Below are 17,805 nucleotides of genomic sequence, written 5' to 3' on the forward strand. Positions count from 1 at the left end.
ACCCTCTCATTCATTTTCTTCAGTCATTTTCCTTAACTTTACAAGTGTATCCGATTCTTCCAGCTCCACTTTTTTGTGTGCGGGAAGCAAATTGATCATCATAGTCGCCCCGTCATAGGATATCAGCTCTTTATCCCTGAAAATATCAATAATGATCCTAAGCTTGCAGTAATTCATGCTGTCGCTTGAAAGACGCATGAACAGCGCATCAAGGCTTATCTCTCTGACACTGTTGAGATACTTGTATACCCCAACAAGTTCAGCTCGCTCGGGTATGACCTTCTTTATAAAACTTACGGGTACTTCCTCTCCGTTGATTATTTTTTCGTATGTATCCTTTGCGGCGAAGTATCTCTCCTGCTTGACTCCGCTTAGTCTGTGGTCAACAACTTTAACCGAAACCGATTCCTTTGCATTGAACACATTTATATCCAGTTCAACCATCATATCGATGAGGTCGCCCTTGGCAAAACACAGCTTTGTGGGGTCCTGTCCGAACATCAGTGCATAGGCATTAGTTCTGCCGTAGCTGAAAGCCACCTTTGTGTGGGCATTGTCTTTCAGCCCGATGATGTCGGTAACTCTTGCCCCGAGTATGGCGAACAGCGGCTTGGGATTGCCCTCACCGATAGGCTCAAGAACACTTAGCCCCTTGACCATCTCAACATCTATATCCGCAGGCATCAGCACTTTATCCGCATAAAGTGTCTTGACCGCAGGCTTTTCAATGCCTGCCGAAAATTCATAGACCTTTGCCCTGAATTTTTCGATATCCTCTTCTTTCAGTGAAAATCCGCCTGCACATTCGTGCCCGCCGAATTTTGTCAGCAGGTCGGCGCAATAGGTCAGACAGCTGTGGATATTCAGCCCCTTTACCGACCTTGCAGAACCTCTCGCCATGCCGCTCTCTTCAATGGAGATTATTATGGCAGGCTTGCTGTACTTATCCAGTATCTTTGAAGCCACAATACCGATAACACCGTGATGCCAGCCTTTTCCTGCCAGAACGATGACTCTGTGGTCAAGTACGCCCGGGTTATCTCTAATGTATCCCTCGATATCCTTCATGATATCCTGCTCGCACTTTTTGCGCTGTGTGTTCAGGGTTATCATGGTATCTACATAGCTTTCAGCGTCTTCGGGATCTTCACTGAGTATAGCTTTTACAGCTGTCAGCGGTGAACCGAATCTGCCCGAAGCATTTATAACGGGCCCTATCCTGAATCCGATATGGTCTGAAACTATCTTTGATCTGTCTATCTTCAATTTATCAAGAAGTATTCCCAGACCTGCATTTTCGGTATTCGGCAGATATCGGAATCCCGATCTCACCAGGGTCCTGTTCTCGCCTTTAAGTGGAACGATATCAGCTACTGTGCCGATGGAGCAAAGATCGGAATACTGCTCCAGGACTGCGTCATAATTACCGCCGTCAAGTGCCGCACAAAGTTTCAGCGCAACACCCGCACCGCAGAGGTCTTTAAAACTGCTGGGGCAGTCAGGACGGTGGGGATCAACTATTGCTTCTGCATCGGGAAGGGCTTCGCCCACCTGATGGTGATCGGTGACCACAAGCTTGATACCCAGCTCACGGCAGCGCTTAGCTTCTTCAACTGAAGATATACCGTTATCCACCGTAACTATGAGTTTTACGTCCTTATCGGCAAGCTCCTCTATCGCCGCGATATTCATACCGTAGCCCGCTTCTCGCTCTGGGATATAGTACATGACATTAGCGCCCATGCTCTCAAGATAATTGAAAAGTATCGAAGTTGAGGTTATGCCGTCGCAGTCGTAGTCGCCGTATACGCAAATCAGTTCATAGGCATCAACAGCCTGTTCTATGGTCGCTACAGCCTTATCCATATCCTTTATCGCAAACGGGTCTTCAAGCTCCTGCTCGGTAAAAAAGCTTACGATACTATCCTCATCATCTATTCCACGGGCGGAAAGAATCTCAAGCACCAGCCTGTTAAGATCGGTCTTTTTCAGGAAATATTCGACCTTTTCGGCATCGGGCTTGCCTATCCTCCACTTGAACATCAATACTACCCCCATTTTAAAATAGTTTTCTATAAATTATACCATATCTTAAAGATTTTTACAAGAGTAAATTAATTAAATTTATTATTATATATAACAAAAGGAAAGAAAAAGCACTTCTGCCATATTAACGACAAAAGTGCCTGTATCGTTTTATCTGTGTTTTATCTCTGATATAAGTTTCTCGGCGAGTTTATCAAGCCCATCGAAGTCCATAGCGGAGATATAGTATTTTTCTATATCATCGTGTACAGCTTTGGCTGACTTTATAGTTTCGTAAACTTCCTCTGCAAGACTTTCCATGGTCAGCCTGTTCATTTTCAGTCTTCCGCGATATCGTGCTATTGCTGACCTGTCGTAAAATCTCGAAAGATTTATTTTTGCACAATTTTCAGGAACTAACTTGTTCAATGGCGTTGAGGATAACAGTGCAAGCCCGAGTTCGGGTATAAGCAGATGTTCGTAAGCGGTATTATTTAGTCCGTGGCATGGGCTGAGTATAACGTCAAATCCACGACGAACAGCTTCTGCCGCAGTCTTTTCGCATATAAGATGAGCGCAGGCGAAATCATCGTCATGCAGAAGATATTTTTCGATATAACAGTCGATGGTCTCTGTATGCGTCAAACAGCCATACTCGGTGAGTGCGGACAGCTGACGGATATCCTTTCTGCCTGTGCCGCTGCCTTTGCGTGGAAGTATCTTCTTATAAAAGCGCATCAGAAAAGCATCAAGCTTTTCTTCGTCTATGCACCCGCGGGAACAACTGAAACTGTCACCGCAGACATTTGATAGCGCCGTCGTAAACCTTTTAGCCCTTGCCAGAAGTGACTTGTTCTTATCCGTAACTTCGATGATATCATCTTTGTTCATCATCAGTTTTTCAGCGTCCCAGAACTGTCCCAGGTCAACTATCCTCTGACTTACTGCAGGATAAACAGGGTCAAAAACATGGGGAGACGTACCGTCAACAATAAGAACTCCCATCTCTTCAATAAGGACTGCATCCAGAGATTCGGGGTCTGAGGAACAGTAAAATCTCACTACGTGCCCGCTTTTCTCAAATTCATTGGCTATGCGTTTCATCAATGATGATTTGCCAGTGCCTGCACCGCCTTTGAGGATATAAGTAAAGCGGTCTTTTTCCTCCATCAGCCTGCCGAACTCTGTTGAGAATCCCTGCTGTGTCATACAGCCAAGAAAATATTTTTCCGACATAAATGCACCTCCTGTCGATCATGGTACATATTATGCCGTAACTTCCAATGATGTTAAAAGCTGAAGAAAGATGCCCGAAAACAGCTTTGTACTGCTTTCGGGCATTGTGCTTTATATGAAACAAAGAAGAGATCAGATTAAATCCTCAGCGCCCACTTTACCGCTGCGTCTGTCCAGGCTTCGCATATGGGCTGGATATGTCCCTCCCATGTAGCGGTGGATTCATCACACAGGCTGAGACCGTGTCCGCCACGCTCGTAGATGTGAGATTCAAAAGGGATCCAGTACTTGGCAAGTTCTGTCATGTATAACAGAGAATTCTGAACCCTTACACAGCCGTCATCCGAACAGTGCCAGAGAAATGTACGGGGAGTCTGTCCTCCGACGTGCTTTTCCATAGCAAGATATTCCCTGAGTTCCTTATCATCCTCTCTGCCCCTCATAAGGTTGAGTATCGAACCCTCATGGGTAAATTCGGGGTCGCTGGTGATAACAGGATAACACAGCATCGAAGCATTGACTTTGATGTCCTCGGCATTACAGCCAAGTGGCTTGGTGAGTATCTCATCGTTCCAGAGATTTGCCACAGTAGCCGCTAAATGTCCGCCTGCGGAAAAACCTGCAACTATTATCTTGTCAGGGTCGATATCGAACTTTTCAGCATTCTCCCTGACATACTTTATTGCCGCCGCACATTCAAGGGCGTTCTGCGGGAATGCCCTCTGACAGGTGTATCGCAGCACAAAACAGCATATGCCGTAGCCTATGAACCTGAATGCAACAGGCTCGGCTTCCCTTTCGGAACAGAAATCATATCCACCGCCGGGACAGATTATCATAGCTCGGTGCTTCTTTCTGCCTATCTCCTCGGTGAGGGTGTGATAGTAGCAGTCAAGCGCAGCCCTGTCACCGATATCCCTGATGCCTGCCTTATCGTAGTCAAAACTTAGTTCGATGGTTTCCTTCTGCATAAAAAATTCTCCTTATCCGACGGCCGAAAGCAGAATTCACTCTGCGTCCTTATCCTGATTATGCTCAACTTCACCTGAAAGATCCGCAAAAACAATATAGCCGTCAACATTATTACCCGATATAAAAGTTTTATATTCAGATTCGTCAGCCCTTGTAGGTACCGGGATACTGGTGGTCGCACCATCACCGAGAGGTACAAAATATCCTGCGTACTCCAAGCCATTGTCAGCTGTAAAGTACAAGGGCTTTTCAAAAGTGTAATCCTTGATATCAGCAAGCATCGTATCAAGATCGGCAGGACCGTCAGCCTTACCCATATCCCTGATGCAGGCAGCAGCCTCCTTGCCTATGTAGCGCAGTCTGTCAGTACCCCGCATAACAAAGCCGTACTTATAGCAGTTGTTGGGTATCCATGCATAATCCTCAGTACCTGTAAACTCCTTGTACTCGCCGTTAAGATTCAGCATAAGGTCAGCACATGAACCTATGCAGGTTTCATCGGTCTTAGCTGAACTTTCATCATCGGGCATAAGCGATGTAATCATCAGCGTATCAAGACCGCAATACCCCTTGAAATCAACAGCAAGATTATTCAGCTGTATGAGCATTTCGGTTCTGGCTTCATCATTTGGATATGCCGCAGCCATCAGCATACTGCCATCTTTTCCAAAAAGGTACGAATAGAGCGGCTCGGTCTCACCCACAGTTCCGTTGAAAGGGTGGGCATTGTCAACCTGTACCAGCAGACCTTCACCGACGTTTTTCATTTCTTTATACTTGTAATTTTTAGTCAGCCTGCTGCTTCTGACACTGTCTTTATTATCTTCCGCAACAACGGATGATTCAGCTGTATCGCTCTTATTACTGTTAGCCTTTTTACCTGATGCACTGTTGCCGCAGGAGGTGGAAAGCGCCACAAGAGCCAAAAGCATCACAGCCAATGCCGCTGCAATATTTTTATATTTGTATACTTTTATCCTGTTAAGATCCGACATAAAGCTGCACCGCCTTCATAATTGTTTATTCAATTATAGCACATCTTTTTGTCAAATTTCAACATTTTAATGAACTTAACTCACACTTTCATCACTAAATACAAATTGAAACGTAGCAATTTGTACAAAAGCACAAGACTCACGGAACATCGCGTACATAATCCGCAACTGACCGTAAAAACACCCTGCCCTCAGGTGAAGACATGAGCTTTTCAAAGTCACTTGTACAGACAACTACCCTGCCGCCGCCCATATCATATTCGTACAGGATAGCAAGGTCGTGATTTCTTTCAAAGTTGTCTATCATACGGACTATCACACGTTTATCCGCAGAATTTCCGTCAAGTATCTCGCACTTCGATGACATCACGATATCCCACCATGCGGGTGTAGAGTATTTTTTGCAGGCAAAGCCTTTCAGCGCAGAGTGAGATATGTCATTTATAAGTCCCATCGTTCCCACCGGCTCTGGCTTTTTCATCATATTTGAAATCTCACGGAACATAGGATAGCACCAGAAATCCTGACAATAAAAGCCTTCGATAGAGTTTTCAAGCTTATCAAGATTCGGGAATATCAGTATTGTTTTACCCTCGGCAAGCAGTTTTTCAGCTTCGGTGCTGACCTCGGAGAAGATATGAACGCCCTCCGGGCTAACTTTTCTTACATCGGGAATGATCTCTAACTCATAGTGATTTCGGATATCCGTGCCCTCAACTTCAACAGTCAGCACAGCATCGGTTATATTATCGACCGCAGGAAGATGAACGACCGCATGACAAACATCAACATAGTTTTCATCGGAATTTATAATGGCACTGCCTGTTTCACAAATATCTCCACACTCAAAACGGTAGACAACATTTTTTCCTGCAAGCGATTCAGGGCGATAGTTGACCAGCCTGATTTCAAAATTGAAATCACTTCCTGCCAGCGGAGTGTAGCTTTCAAAGATCGCCAATATCACTGCATCATTGCAGAATTCCCGCCATTCTTCAGGGCTAATTATACCCTTATTATCCATGAAAGCGTCAAGCATACCAACAAGCGCAGTTCCCTGCCCTGTGAAATCCTGAATATCCAGTATCTGGAATCCCGCGAGCAGTTTTGAGCGGAAGACAGATTCAAGTTCCTCCTTGTAGCAAGCTTTCGCCAGCTGACCGGAACAATAGAAGAGATCCTTGGCAAGATGAGCAAGGTCCTTTGCTTCAAGACGCTCGCGGAATACCTCGAAGTTGCGGGCTTTCAAAGAACCTGTGTACTTTTCTATCTCATCAAAATCAGGGTAAGTTTCATACTGCCCTATCTCATGAGTGACGATGGGGATATCGGGTACAAGGTCAGCATCTGCCTCAGTAGCTTTGACGGTTTTCATTGTTGTGCCGTACTGTATCTGCACTGTTCCGTCCTCTGATACAGCTGATGCGGCAGAAGCTTTTTCAGGCCTGATAATGCTGTCATAAGAAAGATAAGCGCCCGGCTTATCAGTCTGTATATGACCGAGAGGTGCATCACACATAGCGTAAGAACCGCGTATCAGTCTGTCTTTGGCGAGCCTGACGCCAACAAAGAAATCATCGTTCTCCACCACGCAGGGAGTCCACTGGAAGTTGTTAGAACCCTGTGTATAAAGATGTCTTTTGTCCGTTTTTTTGTACATACCCATTACTTCGTTGATACGTTCTTTACTGCCCCAGAGTTCGTTGCCCATGGACATCATGCAGAAGGACGGGTGATTTCCGAACTCCCGCAGCATAGTAAAGCCCTCTGATATAAGAAAATCCTGTTCTTCAGCATTGTAGCCCTCTTCATCCGGAGCATGGACAGTACCCCAGAACGGAAGCTGAGGTTCCATGTAAACACCCAGAATATCTGCGGCGATAAATGCTGCTTCGGGCGGACAGCAGGTGTGGAAACGATAGTGATTTATACCGAAACTGCGTGATATTTTCATAACACGCAGCCACTCATCAACATCGCAGGGTGCGTAAGCTGTCTTCGGAAAGATCATGCCGTCGTGCTTGCCCCGCAGGAAAGTACGCTTGCCGTTTACGATGAATTTACCGTCTGCGACGGAAAATTCCCGCATACCAAAAATGTGCTTTGAAATGTCACCATCGATATCAATAACAAGCTCATAGAGTTCGGGAGAGTGTTCGCTCCAGAGTTTAAAATTCTTACACATCGGGTACTCAGCGATCAGTCTGCCGTTGATATAAGTAAATTCAACAGGTTCGCAGGCAGGTGCCCCATCAGGATAATTTACTGCCTTGATGACCGCAGTTCCACTTTCAACACCAATGATATCAGCAGTAACATTAACTGTTCCTGAATGTATATCGGGAGTGATGACAACATTTTTGCAGTGTGCCGCACCGTAGCCTATAAGTTCAATCCTGCCCAGTATACCGTTCCAGTTCGTCTGTGTATCACGGGAAGTCATGTGACAGCCCTTCGTCTTGTAGCCAACATTAGACACTTTTATGACAAGCTCACGCTCACCTGTACCTATGAATTCTGTAAGGTCGTAAATATGCGGCGCACAAAAGCTATCCTGAATTCCGAGAGAAACACCATCAACAAAAACTTCGGTGATACGTGTGCGTTCAAGAAAAAGCTCTAGTGATGTACAATTAAGAGCATTAGTATCTATCTTCCGTCTGAACCACGCCCAGCCCTCAAATTTGTAAGTATCAGTAAGATGACCTGTTGCACGTTCTTCGTTGAACTTACCTTTATGGGCGTTTGAAGTCGTATTCGGTAGTTTAATATTTTCATTATATGTGACATTTTCACCTGTACAGTTATAGTCAAGAAACAGTTCCCATATCCCATGAAGGTTGATTTTTCCTATCAAGCATATCACCTCTCGCCCCTATAATATAAATATATTATAGCATAATATATTCTGATTTTCAAGGACAACTTTAAACTTCGTAGGAAAATTCAAAATTTCTGTTGAAATATACAATAAGATATGATACAATAAAATAAAACAAAACATAAGGGGTGATGATATGTCAATGACAGACAAACAAGCATTGTTCGCACTTTCGCTGATCTATACACCGGGTAAGGCAGGTATAGATTCTCTGATGCAGAGATACGACGACCCCGTAAAGCTGTTGTACGCCCTGCAAAACGATACTGACGAAGATATCCCGCACAGCTTTTCTGCCGCTGCAAAAGCTTTTGATTTTTCGCTGACAGAGCAGATACAGAGCTATTGTGACGAAAGGGGCATCGGGGTAATAACTTGCTATGACCTGGATTTTCCAGAAAACCTTCTCGAGATCGACTGCCCACCCTTAGTGTTATACTGCCTTGGAGATAAGGAAGTTCTGAAAGAGCGTTCTTCATTGACGATCGTTGGTTCGAGGGAAGCCACGCCATATTCAATTGATGTTGCAAAATACTTTGCACGAACCAAAGCCAGAGATGGTCATACGATAATCAGCGGATTTGCACGAGGAATAGACTCCTCCGCTCACACGGGTGCCATCGAAGCCGAAGGCACGACAGTAGCAGTACTCGGCTGTGGTATTGACTATGATTATCCAAGAAACAGCGCAGAGCTGAAAAACTCAATTGCACAAAAAGGCGCAGTTATTTCAGAATACCCTCCGTTAGAAAGCCCTGCAAAGGAGTATTTCACCATACGTAACCGTCTTATCGCAGGGCTGTCCAAAGCTGTGCTGGTTGTTCAGGCAGGAGTACACAGCGGTTCGATAAACACAGCCAGCCATGCAATTTCCCAAGGTAAGGATGTTTACTGTATACCCCCTGCAAACATTTTCAACGAGATCTATAAAGGACAAAGCGTACTCTTACGCGATGGCGCTATACCTGCGTTTGAACCACATGATATCATTCTTTGATAAGCCGATTAAGCCAAAAAGACCGCAGCATACCGAAATAAGCTGCGGTCATATTTATTGAAGATGTTTCAATTACTTGATCATGCTTGCGATCTCGTCTGCGAAGTTCTCTTCCTTCTTCTCAACGCCCTCGCCTCTCTCGAAACGAACAACTTCAGCAACAGTGATGGTGCCGCCCAGCTTCTTAGCCTCAGCTGCAACGTACTCCTGTACGGAAACCTTGTCGTCCTTTACGAAAGCCTGCTCCAGCAGACAGTTCTCCTTGTAGTACTTGCCTACCTTACCTTCAACGATCTTAGCTCTTACCTGCTCAGGCTTGTTAGCCATCTTAGGATCCTCAGCCATCTGAGCCATCATGATCTCCTTCTCCTTATCGAGAACCTCAGCGGGAACTTCGTCTCTCTTGAGGTAAGCAGGGTTCAGAGCTGCGGACTGCATTGCAACGTCCTTACCAACAGTCAGAACTGCATCGTCCTTGATATCGGTATCCATCTTAACCAGAACGCCGATGCTGCCGCCGTTGTGAACGTAAGAAGCAACAGTGCCTTCGAGTCTTACAAAACGACGGATAACGATGTTCTCTCTGATCTTCATGCCTGCGAGCTCAGTCAGAACTTCGTCAACAGTCTTGTCGCCGCCGCTGATTGTTGTAGCCTTCAGAGCGTCAACGTCAGCAGGGTTCTTCTCAACGATGGTGTTAGCTACGCTTGCAGCGAAAGCCTTGAAATCATCGGTGTTAGCAGCGAAGTCAGTCTCGGTGTTGATCTCAACCATAACACCTACGCCGTTGTTAACAACAGTAGCAACAACGCCCTCAGCAGCAGCTCTGCCGCTCTTCTTAGCCTGTGTAGCGAGACCCTTTTCTCTCAGTGCCTCGATAGCCTTATCCTGATCGCCGTCAGCTGCAACGAGTGCTCTCTTGCAGTCCATCATGCCGACGCCTGTAATGCTCATAAGTTCCTTTATAGCCTGAACTGTAACGTTAGCCATTTTAAATTCCTCCGATTCTGTTATATTACTCACAACAAGGCAGACAAATCATCTTATTGCCTGCCTTGAAAAATTCTGTATTAGTCAGCCGAGAAATTACTCAGCGTCCTCAGCCTCTGCCTTTTCAGCTTCTTCAGCAGCAGTAGCGTCCTCGCCCTGTCTGCCTTCGATGATAGCGTTAGCCATGCAGCCAGCGATCAGCTTAACTGCTCTGATAGCGTCATCGTTGCCGGGGATAACATAGTCAACATCGTCAGGATCACAGTTGGTATCTACGATAGCTACTACGGGGATGCCCAGCTTCTTAGCCTCAGCTACTGCGATCTTTTCCTTTCTGGGGTCAACAACGAACAGTGCGCCGGGGAGCTTCTTCATGTTCTTGATACCGCCCATGAACTTCTCGAGCTTCTCGATCTCGAGCTTCAGCTTGGTAACTTCCTTCTTGGGGAGCAGCTCGAAAGTGCCGTCCTCTTCCATTGCGTGCAGCTGCTCAAGTCTCTTGATTCTCTGCTCAATGGTCTTGAAGTTAGTCATCATACCGCCGAGCCATCTAGCGTTTACGTAGTGAGCATTAGCTCTCAGTGCTTCCTCCTTGATGGAGTCGCCTGCCTGCTTCTTGGTACCTACGAACAGTACCTCCTGACCGTTTGCGGAGATCTCTCTGATGAACATATAAGCCTCTTCCAGCTTCTTAACTGTCTTCTGGAGATCGATGATGTAGATGCCGTTACGCTCTGTAAAGATGTAAGGCGCCATTTTAGGGTTCCATCTTCTTGTCTGGTGACCAAAGTGTACACCTGCTTCAAGAAGCTGCTTCATTGATACTACTGCCATGGTAGTAACCTCCTGTTTGGTTTAAAATTTCCGTTATACGGATGATACATAACCTCCGGACGATACTGCTGACTCAAACCCCGCTGAATGCCGTGATCGGCACATAGCGTCATGCAACGCCATTGCGCATAGGGACCAAAAGCCATACTTCGTCCGTGCGAATTACCATAATATTATAGCATACTTTTCTCGTGATTGCAAGTGTTTTTATCTCGATGTTTTCAACAAATTATCAACTTTGTATCTCGGTTCTTTTGATGGTTTTGCCGTATCACCTATATCTACCAATATAGTATCCTCACCTATAAGCCTGATATCACTGCACCTGATGACAACATCGTCATCTCTGCCCATCAGTCCGAGAGCCCGTGATCTTCCGTAGATTATAATGGATATGACCCTGCCCTCAGAGGTATCGAGTTCGATATCATCGGCATAGCCTATCTTCTCGCCGCTCCTCACATTCACGACTTCCTTGTTCCTGAGTCCCGAAAAACTGCATATCATACTTATCCCCCCTGACTGTAAGCCGCGTGCCCACATTCACGATACTTTATGATATGCGTATTTCGACCGAAGTATGCCTGAGAACTATATGATACACCATTCTAATGAATATACCGGCCATCAAAGGGTAAACTTTCTGTAAAGGACTGACAATTCAGGCAAAAAAATTTAGCGGAGGATAAAAATGCAATACAATAAAGTTGAGATAAGCGGAGTGAACACAGGAAATCTGAAAGTACTGACGGAAAATGAAAAGCAGGAGCTTCTCAGAAAGACCCGCGCAGGTGACAAGAAAGCCCGCGAACAGCTTATAAACGGCAATCTGAGACTGGTGCTCAGCGTACTGCAAAAGTATTCTGCGGTAAGGGAAAATCCCGATGATCTATTTCAAGTCGGTGTTGTGGGTCTTATCAAAGCCATCGACAATTTTGATGTTGGACTCAATGTAAGATTTTCTACCTACGCAGTGCCGACAGCATAGGATAGTCGAAAATCAGACCGAGTATACTATATCGATATTCTCATCGGTCAGAACTATCTTATCTATACAGATCCTAAGTGCCCGACGTTTTTCAGCAACGGTCATTTCATCCCAAAGCCCGCTGAGATTTTCGAGGACTCCCCGCTTGTAGGCAAGTTCAGCTTCAACTGCCTTTGTCTTTTTTTCGTTCTCTATTGCAGATGATATCTCGGCAAGCTGTGCCTTGTATTCATTTATCGTTTCAAGCAGAACTTTTTCACCATCACGGGCATAAAGTTCGTAGAGCCTTTTCAGCTTTCCTGCGGCAGTATCGTATTTGCGTTTCAGAACTTCCTCTGCCGATATCTCTTTGCGGCTGTTTCCATTTGCGATGATACTACGGGTTTTCTCGAATACATCAGCTATCACCGCTCGCTCGACTTCTTCAGCATCGTATCTCATGTTGCTGCATTCGGGATCTTTTATCAGCAAAGGCTTGCTTTTCTGCTGTGAATAGCAGTATATCTTCAAGCCCTTGCCCCACTTCTGGTAGCGCATTTTTGCTCCGCATTTTCCGCAGACTAAAAGCCCTGTCAGAAGATAGGAAGTATCCCCTGCCGCACCTCGTGAACGTCTTTTCCTTTCCTCTCTAACTTTCCGCCATGTTTCCTCGTCGATGATAGCTTCGTGACAGCTTTCAACAACTTCTCCGCGGAATCGTATCCGACCGAGGTATGTTTCCCTGTCAAGTATCGCCGATATGTGCTGGTCGCCCGAAACATCGAACATTCCTGCCAGCTGAGTTGTGGAGTAGCCTTGCAGATACAACTGATAGATCTGCCTGACCTGTTCTGCTTTTTCGTTGGGAACAAGTGTGTTTTTCTCGCGGTCGTAGTCATAACCGAAAGGCACCCGACCTCCGCCCATCCACAATCCCGATTTCACACGTTCATACATTCCCATACGTGTCCTTTCGCGGATATTTTCCCTTTCAAGCTGGGCAAATACCGATAGTATGCCTATCATCGCCTTTCCATATGGAGTCGAGGTATCAAAGTTCTCATTAAGCGAGATGAAAGCGCAGCCGTTGGGTATGAATACATCTTCAAGCAGAAATACTGTATCCTTTTGAGAACGCGAAAGTCTGTCAAGCTTATAGACCACAACAGCATTGATCTTTCCCGCCTTGATATCCGTTATAAGCCGCTTTATCTCGGGTCGTTCTATATTGCTCCCCGACCAGCCTCCGTCAATGTAGAACTCATAATCCTCGATATCTTTAAGCTTGCAGTACTGCGCCAGCTTTTCTTTCTGTGCATCAACTGAATATCCCTCTTCAAACTGTGCATCGGTTGATACCCTGATATACAATGCCGTCCTGCGATCTTTCATTCAATGTCCTTCCTGCGGGAAACTACTTCTCCCAAAAGCCCCGAAAGTTCGCGATTTTTGATTTCAGAATTTCGCCCAAGAATTTCTCCGCTTTTGTAATAGGTATTCCTTATCCTAAGCATAATATCACCCCGTGTTATTATGGTCTTCATACATCAGGATAATCAGTGCGCACAGAAATTTAACGCTTTGTGACCTTATCATCTATTGACTTACAAAACAGCGGGTGATATAATCTTTATTCGGGTAAAATGATACAATGATATGGAGGGTTTTTATGGAGAAAAAAGAACGCAGGCTGTCAGCCATGCTTTTCTGTGCAATGGTCATGACAATAACAGCTGCTTCCGATGCACTCAGAGGAGTTTTTCTTCCTCAGTTCCGCACATCATTCTCGCTGACGGAACCGCAGGCAGGACGGATAATAATGGTAAGCTACATCGGAAATCTGCTTTTCTTGTCTATCGGCGGATATCTTTCCGACAGACTTCCACGCAAACGTTTCATTGGCGGAGTACTACTGTTATGGTCTTTGGCACTTGCCACCTATGTTTTCACCGAGAACTATTATATACTTCTCGCTGCCATGATATTCTCAATGGGCGGCTCCACCATGCTATCGACATCGATAAATCTGATAACTCCCCTGCTATTCGCACCGCCTGCACTTTTCGTAAATATCTTCAACTTTCTGCAAGGTGTGGGTATATTCACCTCACAGAACGTAGGCGGACGCTTTGCCGAAAAGCTGACAGCATGGCATACCGCAAATGCGATCATTCTCAGCATAGCAATGATCAGCTTTGTTCTGCTGATGACGCTGAAACTTCCCGATGCCGAAAAGTCTGAAAAGAAAAGCGGCGGATACTCTGAAATACTCAAAAATCCCACGACTTATCTGCTAATACTGATATGCGGCTGCTACTTTATCGCAGAACACGGACTTATGAACTGGCTGACTTCCTACGGCAGTGAACATCTCGGCTTCACAGTACAGAAAGCGGCTATGTATCTGTCGTTATTCTATGGCGGACTTACCATAGCCAGACTCGCCCTTGCTCCCTTTGTGGATAAAGTCGGTGTATTCAGAATGCTGCTGATATGCTCTTCTTTGGGAGCTGTACTCCACACTCTCGGTGTGGCTTTGGGCAGAAACGGACTGCTTTTCTTCGGCGCATCGGGTCTGGCTTTTTCGGTCATCTATCCCCTCCTCGTTATGCTGATCGGACGGTTTTACGACCCATCAAAAGCAGGCACGGCAACAGGAACAATACTCAGCATCGCCACATTTTTCGATATCGGCTTCAATGCATTTTTCGGTTCACTGGTGGAAATGATCGGATATGGAAAAGCGATAACCATACTGCCAATATGCGCAGTCCTGATGTGTGCTATGCTGTATGTGCTGAAATTTTCAGTAAAGATAGCCAAGGAGATCAAATAGAAAAACGCGCAGAGCATAGCGGGATCTTCACAGCTCTGCGCATTTTTATCAGCAATTATAAAAGTATTTATTTGCAGTGTCCTTTTGAAAAGTCATTTCAGATAACTTAAAATGCATTGTTGTTTAGCCTGTTCCTGATATCACTGAGTGTATACTCCTTGACAAGCTTGCCGTCTTTGAATACAGTTTCAAGCAGATTTCCCTCGGGGATATCGCTGCCTACGTAGCCGTCCTTGTATGCAAGTTCGCCATTATCATTGCGGTAAACATAGCACAGACCTTTCTGGCTCTTTTTGAAACCGCCCTCCTTGGGGTCTTTGAATATCGGATATTCCTTTCCATCTATCTCGGCATAGCAAGCCTTTATACAGCTTGAAAAAGTATCACGGGTAAAGGGTTTGAGCAGTGTAGTCCTGCCGACGCATTTCTGACCGTCCTCAGATGTGAGTGCCATTTCTTCAACTTCCTCAATGCAGTGCATCGAGAACGAACCTACGCCCAAAGCAACGTTCGAGCAGGCAAAACCGTTCTGCATGAGTATCTCGTATATCTGCTCACAGCGCTGAACAGTGATGCTGTCGCCGTATATAGCCTTTACGTGAGGGTCGAGCACCTTGAAGCCCTTGCTGTTTACAGTTCCGCCGAACTGTTCCCACAGCTTGAAAACAGTCTTTGTTACTACCTCAACGCAGTCACCCGAATCGCCTCTCATCAGCATACAGCCATTATGTGCCATTATCTCATCGTGAAGCTTCGGCAGGATATTGTCAATGACGTTCCAGTAATCGTAAGAATCCAGCACCGCCGAGAAGCTCGTGTTGGGGTAGAGTTCTGTCAGCATTTTTCTGAGGAATGTTTCCTCATCACCGTCAACAGCGAAGTTCGAGCACATTACAAAATGCTCTGTGCTGACAGCACCATATGCGACAGGTTCTTTTGTGCAGTCTGCCCCGAACATCTTTTCAAGATAGGGTATAGCGGGAACGGTAGCAGTATTCACAAAAGACATACACCAGCCTGCAGCAGCTTTCAGTGCCGCGTCAAGTCCCTGATCGCCGCGGAAGTCGAAAGAGCCAAGTGCCTTAGCGCGTGGGATATCATCTTCACAGGTAAGACCGTAGTACTTATCAACGATATCGCGGTAGGTCTTGCCAACAGTTGCCGTTATCTGTGGATACCACATTTCAGCAGAAATAAGGCTTTCAAGCGCTTGTGGCAGCCATGCAAAATCGGGGTGAGTGTTGGTTATGCCGAACATGGGGACGTGTATAGGTACGAGAGTACCCTCGGGCAGTGCGATGATCTCCAGCGGCAGATAACCAAGCCTGTGAAGCTCAACGATCGAAGTGGTATTATATATCCCCTTGCCGAAAGAATTATCGAGTATCCTCTGATAATCGGCAACTATCTCTTCCTCGGGAACTTCAAAGAAATTCTCGTTGAAATAGTCGATAAGCCAGGTCTTGCAGAACATCTGCAAACCGAACATAACTACCTTGTCCCAGCGCTTAACACGGCTCATTCTGGGAGTATAGTAAGACATAGACTTTGTCATCTTCTGATTGATCATATCTCTGTGGACTATTTTGTAGAAATCGCACATCAGTGCAGCGTTAATGCCTTTCATAGTTATCCTTCTTTCTTATCTGTCAAGCTTTATCTTTTTGAGTATATCGTTATCGGGCAGGGTGCATATCGAATCGGTGGTGTAGATATTCTTTATCATGCCACATTCAAACAGCTTGCCTTTTGCGATCGAATTTTCGCAGTGGCTAAAGAATACGCTGATATCATTACAGCCAAGTTCTTTCAGTTTCTGTGCCGAATAGTATACAGTACCGCCATAAGCGCAGATATCATCGATGATAAAAATGTTCCTGCCGGCGGGATCATCGCCCTCGACTTCAAGACCGAGAATCTTGCCTGTTGACCAATCTCTCTTCTTTATACCAAAGCCTACGTGCTTTGCAGTGAACATTAAAGAATATCTTTTCATCGAACCCTCATCGGGGAAGAACAGATAGTCATCATCAAAGGAGAATCCTGCTTCTTCCATAGCTTTAAGGATATAATCCTTAGGAGAAAGATTAACAACTCTGTCGATAAGCGCCGCGCCAACAGAAGAATGAACGTCCAGAACAGTCACCCTATCAAAGCCCATAGAATTTATGAACCTGCAAAAGTATTTCAGCGTGAATACTTCCATATCAGCGTAAACTCTGTCCATGCGGGCATTGGGAAGATAGGGCATGAACAGCGTGAATTCTGCTTTCGGGAAGCGTTCTTTCAGGTTGCTGACAATATAGTACAGCTGTATCTGTTCAAGTTCGTTCTCGTAATGCCAGCGGATATCTACGCTTGCGCTCACATCCGACGGCACAAGGTCAATCTTCATGGTACCGTCAGGATAATTTTCGGTTTTCAGTTGAATATATCCGCCGTTATCTATACGGTAGCTAAGCATCAGTTACCATTCCTTTCTATCTTCATCTGACATACAGCCATGGCGCTGAGAGCGTTCTCGTGGCTTTCAGGAGTTACACCTGCACAGCATTCAGCATTTATAACTATGGGTACTTCGGGAAATGCCGCTTTTACTATCATCGCATTGGAGATAACACAGATATCGGTGCATACCCCGATGAATTCGATCTCATCGATATCTTTTCCGTCAGCCATTTTTTTCAGGACTTCGGTAAGTTCCGCAGAACCAAATGCAGGCTTTTCTACAAGGATATCATTTTCCTTTCTTACGGCTTCTATACGAGGATCAAGCTTCCAGCCCTCAGTACCGCGTACACAGTGTACGACCGGTAAATTCCTGCCTTCCTGTGTTTCCATATAATTCTCAGCGTGAGTATCAAGAGTGAACACCACAGGGACATCCGGCTGCTCCTCACGGAAATCAGCTATCCTCTTTGCAGCCTTGTCGGCAGCCGCATCACATTCGGCATTACCGAGAACGCCGTTTGTAAAATCCTTTTGCAGGTCAATCGCAACTAAGATCTTCATAATGATACCGTCCTTTCATTTTTCTTAGTAACCTCTAGTTTGTATCTTTTTGTTGTTATC

At 45.5% G+C, this 17,805-nt stretch carries 14 protein-coding genes and 1 pseudogene; 3 read left to right on the forward strand and 12 right to left on the reverse strand.

The window, feature by feature from the left end; all coding sequences use genetic code 11:
- Nucleotides 1-6 precede the first annotated feature (6 nt).
- The 5 genes from recJ to N773_RS19750 all read right to left on the reverse strand — a co-directional run bounded on the left by recJ (nt 7) and on the right by N773_RS19750 (nt 8,085).
- Nucleotides 7-2,058: a single-stranded-DNA-specific exonuclease RecJ gene (gene recJ / locus N773_RS0105415; protein WP_242840356.1), complete on the reverse strand. Its 2,052-nt coding sequence runs from the start codon at nt 2,056-2,058 to the stop codon at nt 7-9.
- A gap of 138 nt (nt 2,059-2,196) precedes the next feature.
- Nucleotides 2,197-3,261 carry an ATPase gene (locus N773_RS0105420; RefSeq protein WP_024856841.1) on the reverse strand — a complete coding sequence of 355 codons (1,065 nt, stop codon included), beginning with the start codon at nt 3,259-3,261 and terminating at the stop codon, nt 2,197-2,199.
- Nucleotides 3,262-3,398: 137 nt separating this feature from the next.
- Complete coding sequence (locus N773_RS0105425; protein WP_024856842.1) at nt 3,399-4,232, reverse strand: alpha/beta hydrolase; 834 nt, start codon at nt 4,230-4,232, stop codon at nt 3,399-3,401.
- Between the two features lie 36 nt (nt 4,233-4,268).
- A complete protein-coding gene (locus N773_RS0105430; RefSeq protein WP_024856843.1) occupies nt 4,269-5,228 on the reverse strand; it encodes a hypothetical protein in 960 nt (319 codons plus the stop codon).
- A 139-nt stretch (nt 5,229-5,367) separates the two neighbouring features.
- Nucleotides 5,368-8,085: a glycoside hydrolase family 2 TIM barrel-domain containing protein gene (locus tag N773_RS19750; protein WP_051454256.1), complete on the reverse strand. Its 2,718-nt coding sequence runs from the start codon at nt 8,083-8,085 to the stop codon at nt 5,368-5,370.
- A 160-nt stretch (nt 8,086-8,245) separates the two neighbouring features.
- Here N773_RS19750 and dprA point away from each other — a divergent pair, with 160 nt between their 5' ends.
- Nucleotides 8,246-9,106, forward strand: a complete 861-nt coding sequence (gene dprA / locus N773_RS0105440; RefSeq protein WP_024856844.1) for a DNA-processing protein DprA — start codon at nt 8,246-8,248, stop codon at nt 9,104-9,106.
- A 72-nt stretch (nt 9,107-9,178) separates the two neighbouring features.
- Here the strand turns inward: dprA and tsf are convergent, their stop codons facing one another.
- The 3 genes from tsf to N773_RS0105455 all read right to left on the reverse strand — a co-directional run bounded on the left by tsf (nt 9,179) and on the right by N773_RS0105455 (nt 11,437).
- Entirely contained in the window at nt 9,179-10,096 is a 918-nt protein-coding gene (gene tsf / locus N773_RS0105445; RefSeq protein ID WP_024856845.1) for a translation elongation factor Ts, read from the reverse strand.
- Between the two features lie 96 nt (nt 10,097-10,192).
- Nucleotides 10,193-10,930 carry a 30S ribosomal protein S2 gene (rpsB, locus tag N773_RS0105450; RefSeq protein WP_024856846.1) on the reverse strand — a complete coding sequence of 246 codons (738 nt, stop codon included), beginning with the start codon at nt 10,928-10,930 and terminating at the stop codon, nt 10,193-10,195.
- 207 nt (nt 10,931-11,137) lie between these two features.
- Complete coding sequence (locus N773_RS0105455; protein WP_024856847.1) at nt 11,138-11,437, reverse strand: YlmC/YmxH family sporulation protein; 300 nt, start codon at nt 11,435-11,437, stop codon at nt 11,138-11,140.
- Nucleotides 11,438-11,621: 184 nt separating this feature from the next.
- Between N773_RS0105455 and N773_RS19755 the strand changes: the two are divergent.
- A pseudogene (locus tag N773_RS19755) lies at nt 11,622-11,909 on the forward strand (sigma-70 family RNA polymerase sigma factor); the annotation flags it as partial.
- 21 nt (nt 11,910-11,930) lie between these two features.
- Here N773_RS19755 and N773_RS19760 read toward each other — a convergent pair.
- Nucleotides 11,931-13,289: a recombinase family protein gene (locus N773_RS19760; RefSeq protein WP_043537806.1), complete on the reverse strand. Its 1,359-nt coding sequence runs from the start codon at nt 13,287-13,289 to the stop codon at nt 11,931-11,933.
- A 277-nt stretch (nt 13,290-13,566) separates the two neighbouring features.
- Between N773_RS19760 and N773_RS0105465 the strand changes: the two genes are divergently transcribed.
- Nucleotides 13,567-14,733: an MFS transporter gene (locus tag N773_RS0105465; RefSeq protein WP_024856848.1), complete on the forward strand. Its 1,167-nt coding sequence runs from the start codon at nt 13,567-13,569 to the stop codon at nt 14,731-14,733.
- A 106-nt stretch (nt 14,734-14,839) separates the two neighbouring features.
- On the opposite strand, the gene N773_RS0105470 is transcribed toward N773_RS0105465, so the two are convergent.
- From N773_RS0105470 to N773_RS0105480, 3 genes are read right to left on the reverse strand one after another with little or no spacing between them, the layout of a single operon-like run.
- Entirely contained in the window at nt 14,840-16,360 is a 1,521-nt protein-coding gene (locus N773_RS0105470; protein ID WP_024856849.1) for a nicotinamide phosphoribosyltransferase domain-containing protein, read from the reverse strand.
- Between the two features lie 15 nt (nt 16,361-16,375).
- Nucleotides 16,376-17,197 (reverse strand): ribose-phosphate pyrophosphokinase, encoded by an 822-nt coding sequence (locus N773_RS0105475; protein WP_024856850.1) that lies wholly within the window; start codon nt 17,195-17,197, stop codon nt 16,376-16,378.
- A complete protein-coding gene (locus tag N773_RS0105480) occupies nt 17,197-17,745 on the reverse strand; it encodes a cysteine hydrolase family protein (RefSeq protein WP_024856851.1) in 549 nt (182 codons plus the stop codon). The genes N773_RS0105475 and N773_RS0105480 overlap by 1 nt, the downstream gene beginning before the upstream one ends.
- Between the last annotated feature and the right edge of the window lie 60 nt (nt 17,746-17,805).

Source organism: Ruminococcus albus AD2013 (assembly GCF_000526775.1).
Taxonomy (GTDB): Bacteria; Bacillota; Clostridia; order Oscillospirales; family Ruminococcaceae; genus Hominimerdicola; species Hominimerdicola alba_A.

Coding starts and splice junctions, on each gene's coding strand:
- recJ (WP_242840356.1), bottom strand. CDS start 2,058: ATGGGGGTAGTATTGATGTTCAAGTGGAGGATAGGCAAGCCCGATGCC.
- N773_RS0105420 (WP_024856841.1), bottom strand. CDS start 3,261: ATGTCGGAAAAATATTTTCTTGGCTGTATGACACAGCAGGGATTCTCA.
- N773_RS0105425 (WP_024856842.1), bottom strand. CDS start 4,232: ATGCAGAAGGAAACCATCGAACTAAGTTTTGACTACGATAAGGCAGGC.
- N773_RS0105430 (WP_024856843.1), bottom strand. CDS start 5,228: ATGTCGGATCTTAACAGGATAAAAGTATACAAATATAAAAATATTGCA.
- dprA (WP_024856844.1), top strand. CDS start 8,246: ATGTCAATGACAGACAAACAAGCATTGTTCGCACTTTCGCTGATCTAT.
- tsf (WP_024856845.1), bottom strand. CDS start 10,096: ATGGCTAACGTTACAGTTCAGGCTATAAAGGAACTTATGAGCATTACA.
- rpsB (WP_024856846.1), bottom strand. CDS start 10,930: ATGGCAGTAGTATCAATGAAGCAGCTTCTTGAAGCAGGTGTACACTTT.
- N773_RS0105455 (WP_024856847.1), bottom strand. CDS start 11,437: ATGATATGCAGTTTTTCGGGACTCAGGAACAAGGAAGTCGTGAATGTG.
- N773_RS19760 (WP_043537806.1), bottom strand. CDS start 13,289: ATGAAAGATCGCAGGACGGCATTGTATATCAGGGTATCAACCGATGCA.
- N773_RS0105465 (WP_024856848.1), top strand. CDS start 13,567: ATGGAGAAAAAAGAACGCAGGCTGTCAGCCATGCTTTTCTGTGCAATG.
- N773_RS0105470 (WP_024856849.1), bottom strand. CDS start 16,360: ATGAAAGGCATTAACGCTGCACTGATGTGCGATTTCTACAAAATAGTC.
- N773_RS0105475 (WP_024856850.1), bottom strand. CDS start 17,197: ATGCTTAGCTACCGTATAGATAACGGCGGATATATTCAACTGAAAACC.
- N773_RS0105480 (WP_024856851.1), bottom strand. CDS start 17,745: ATGAAGATCTTAGTTGCGATTGACCTGCAAAAGGATTTTACAAACGGC.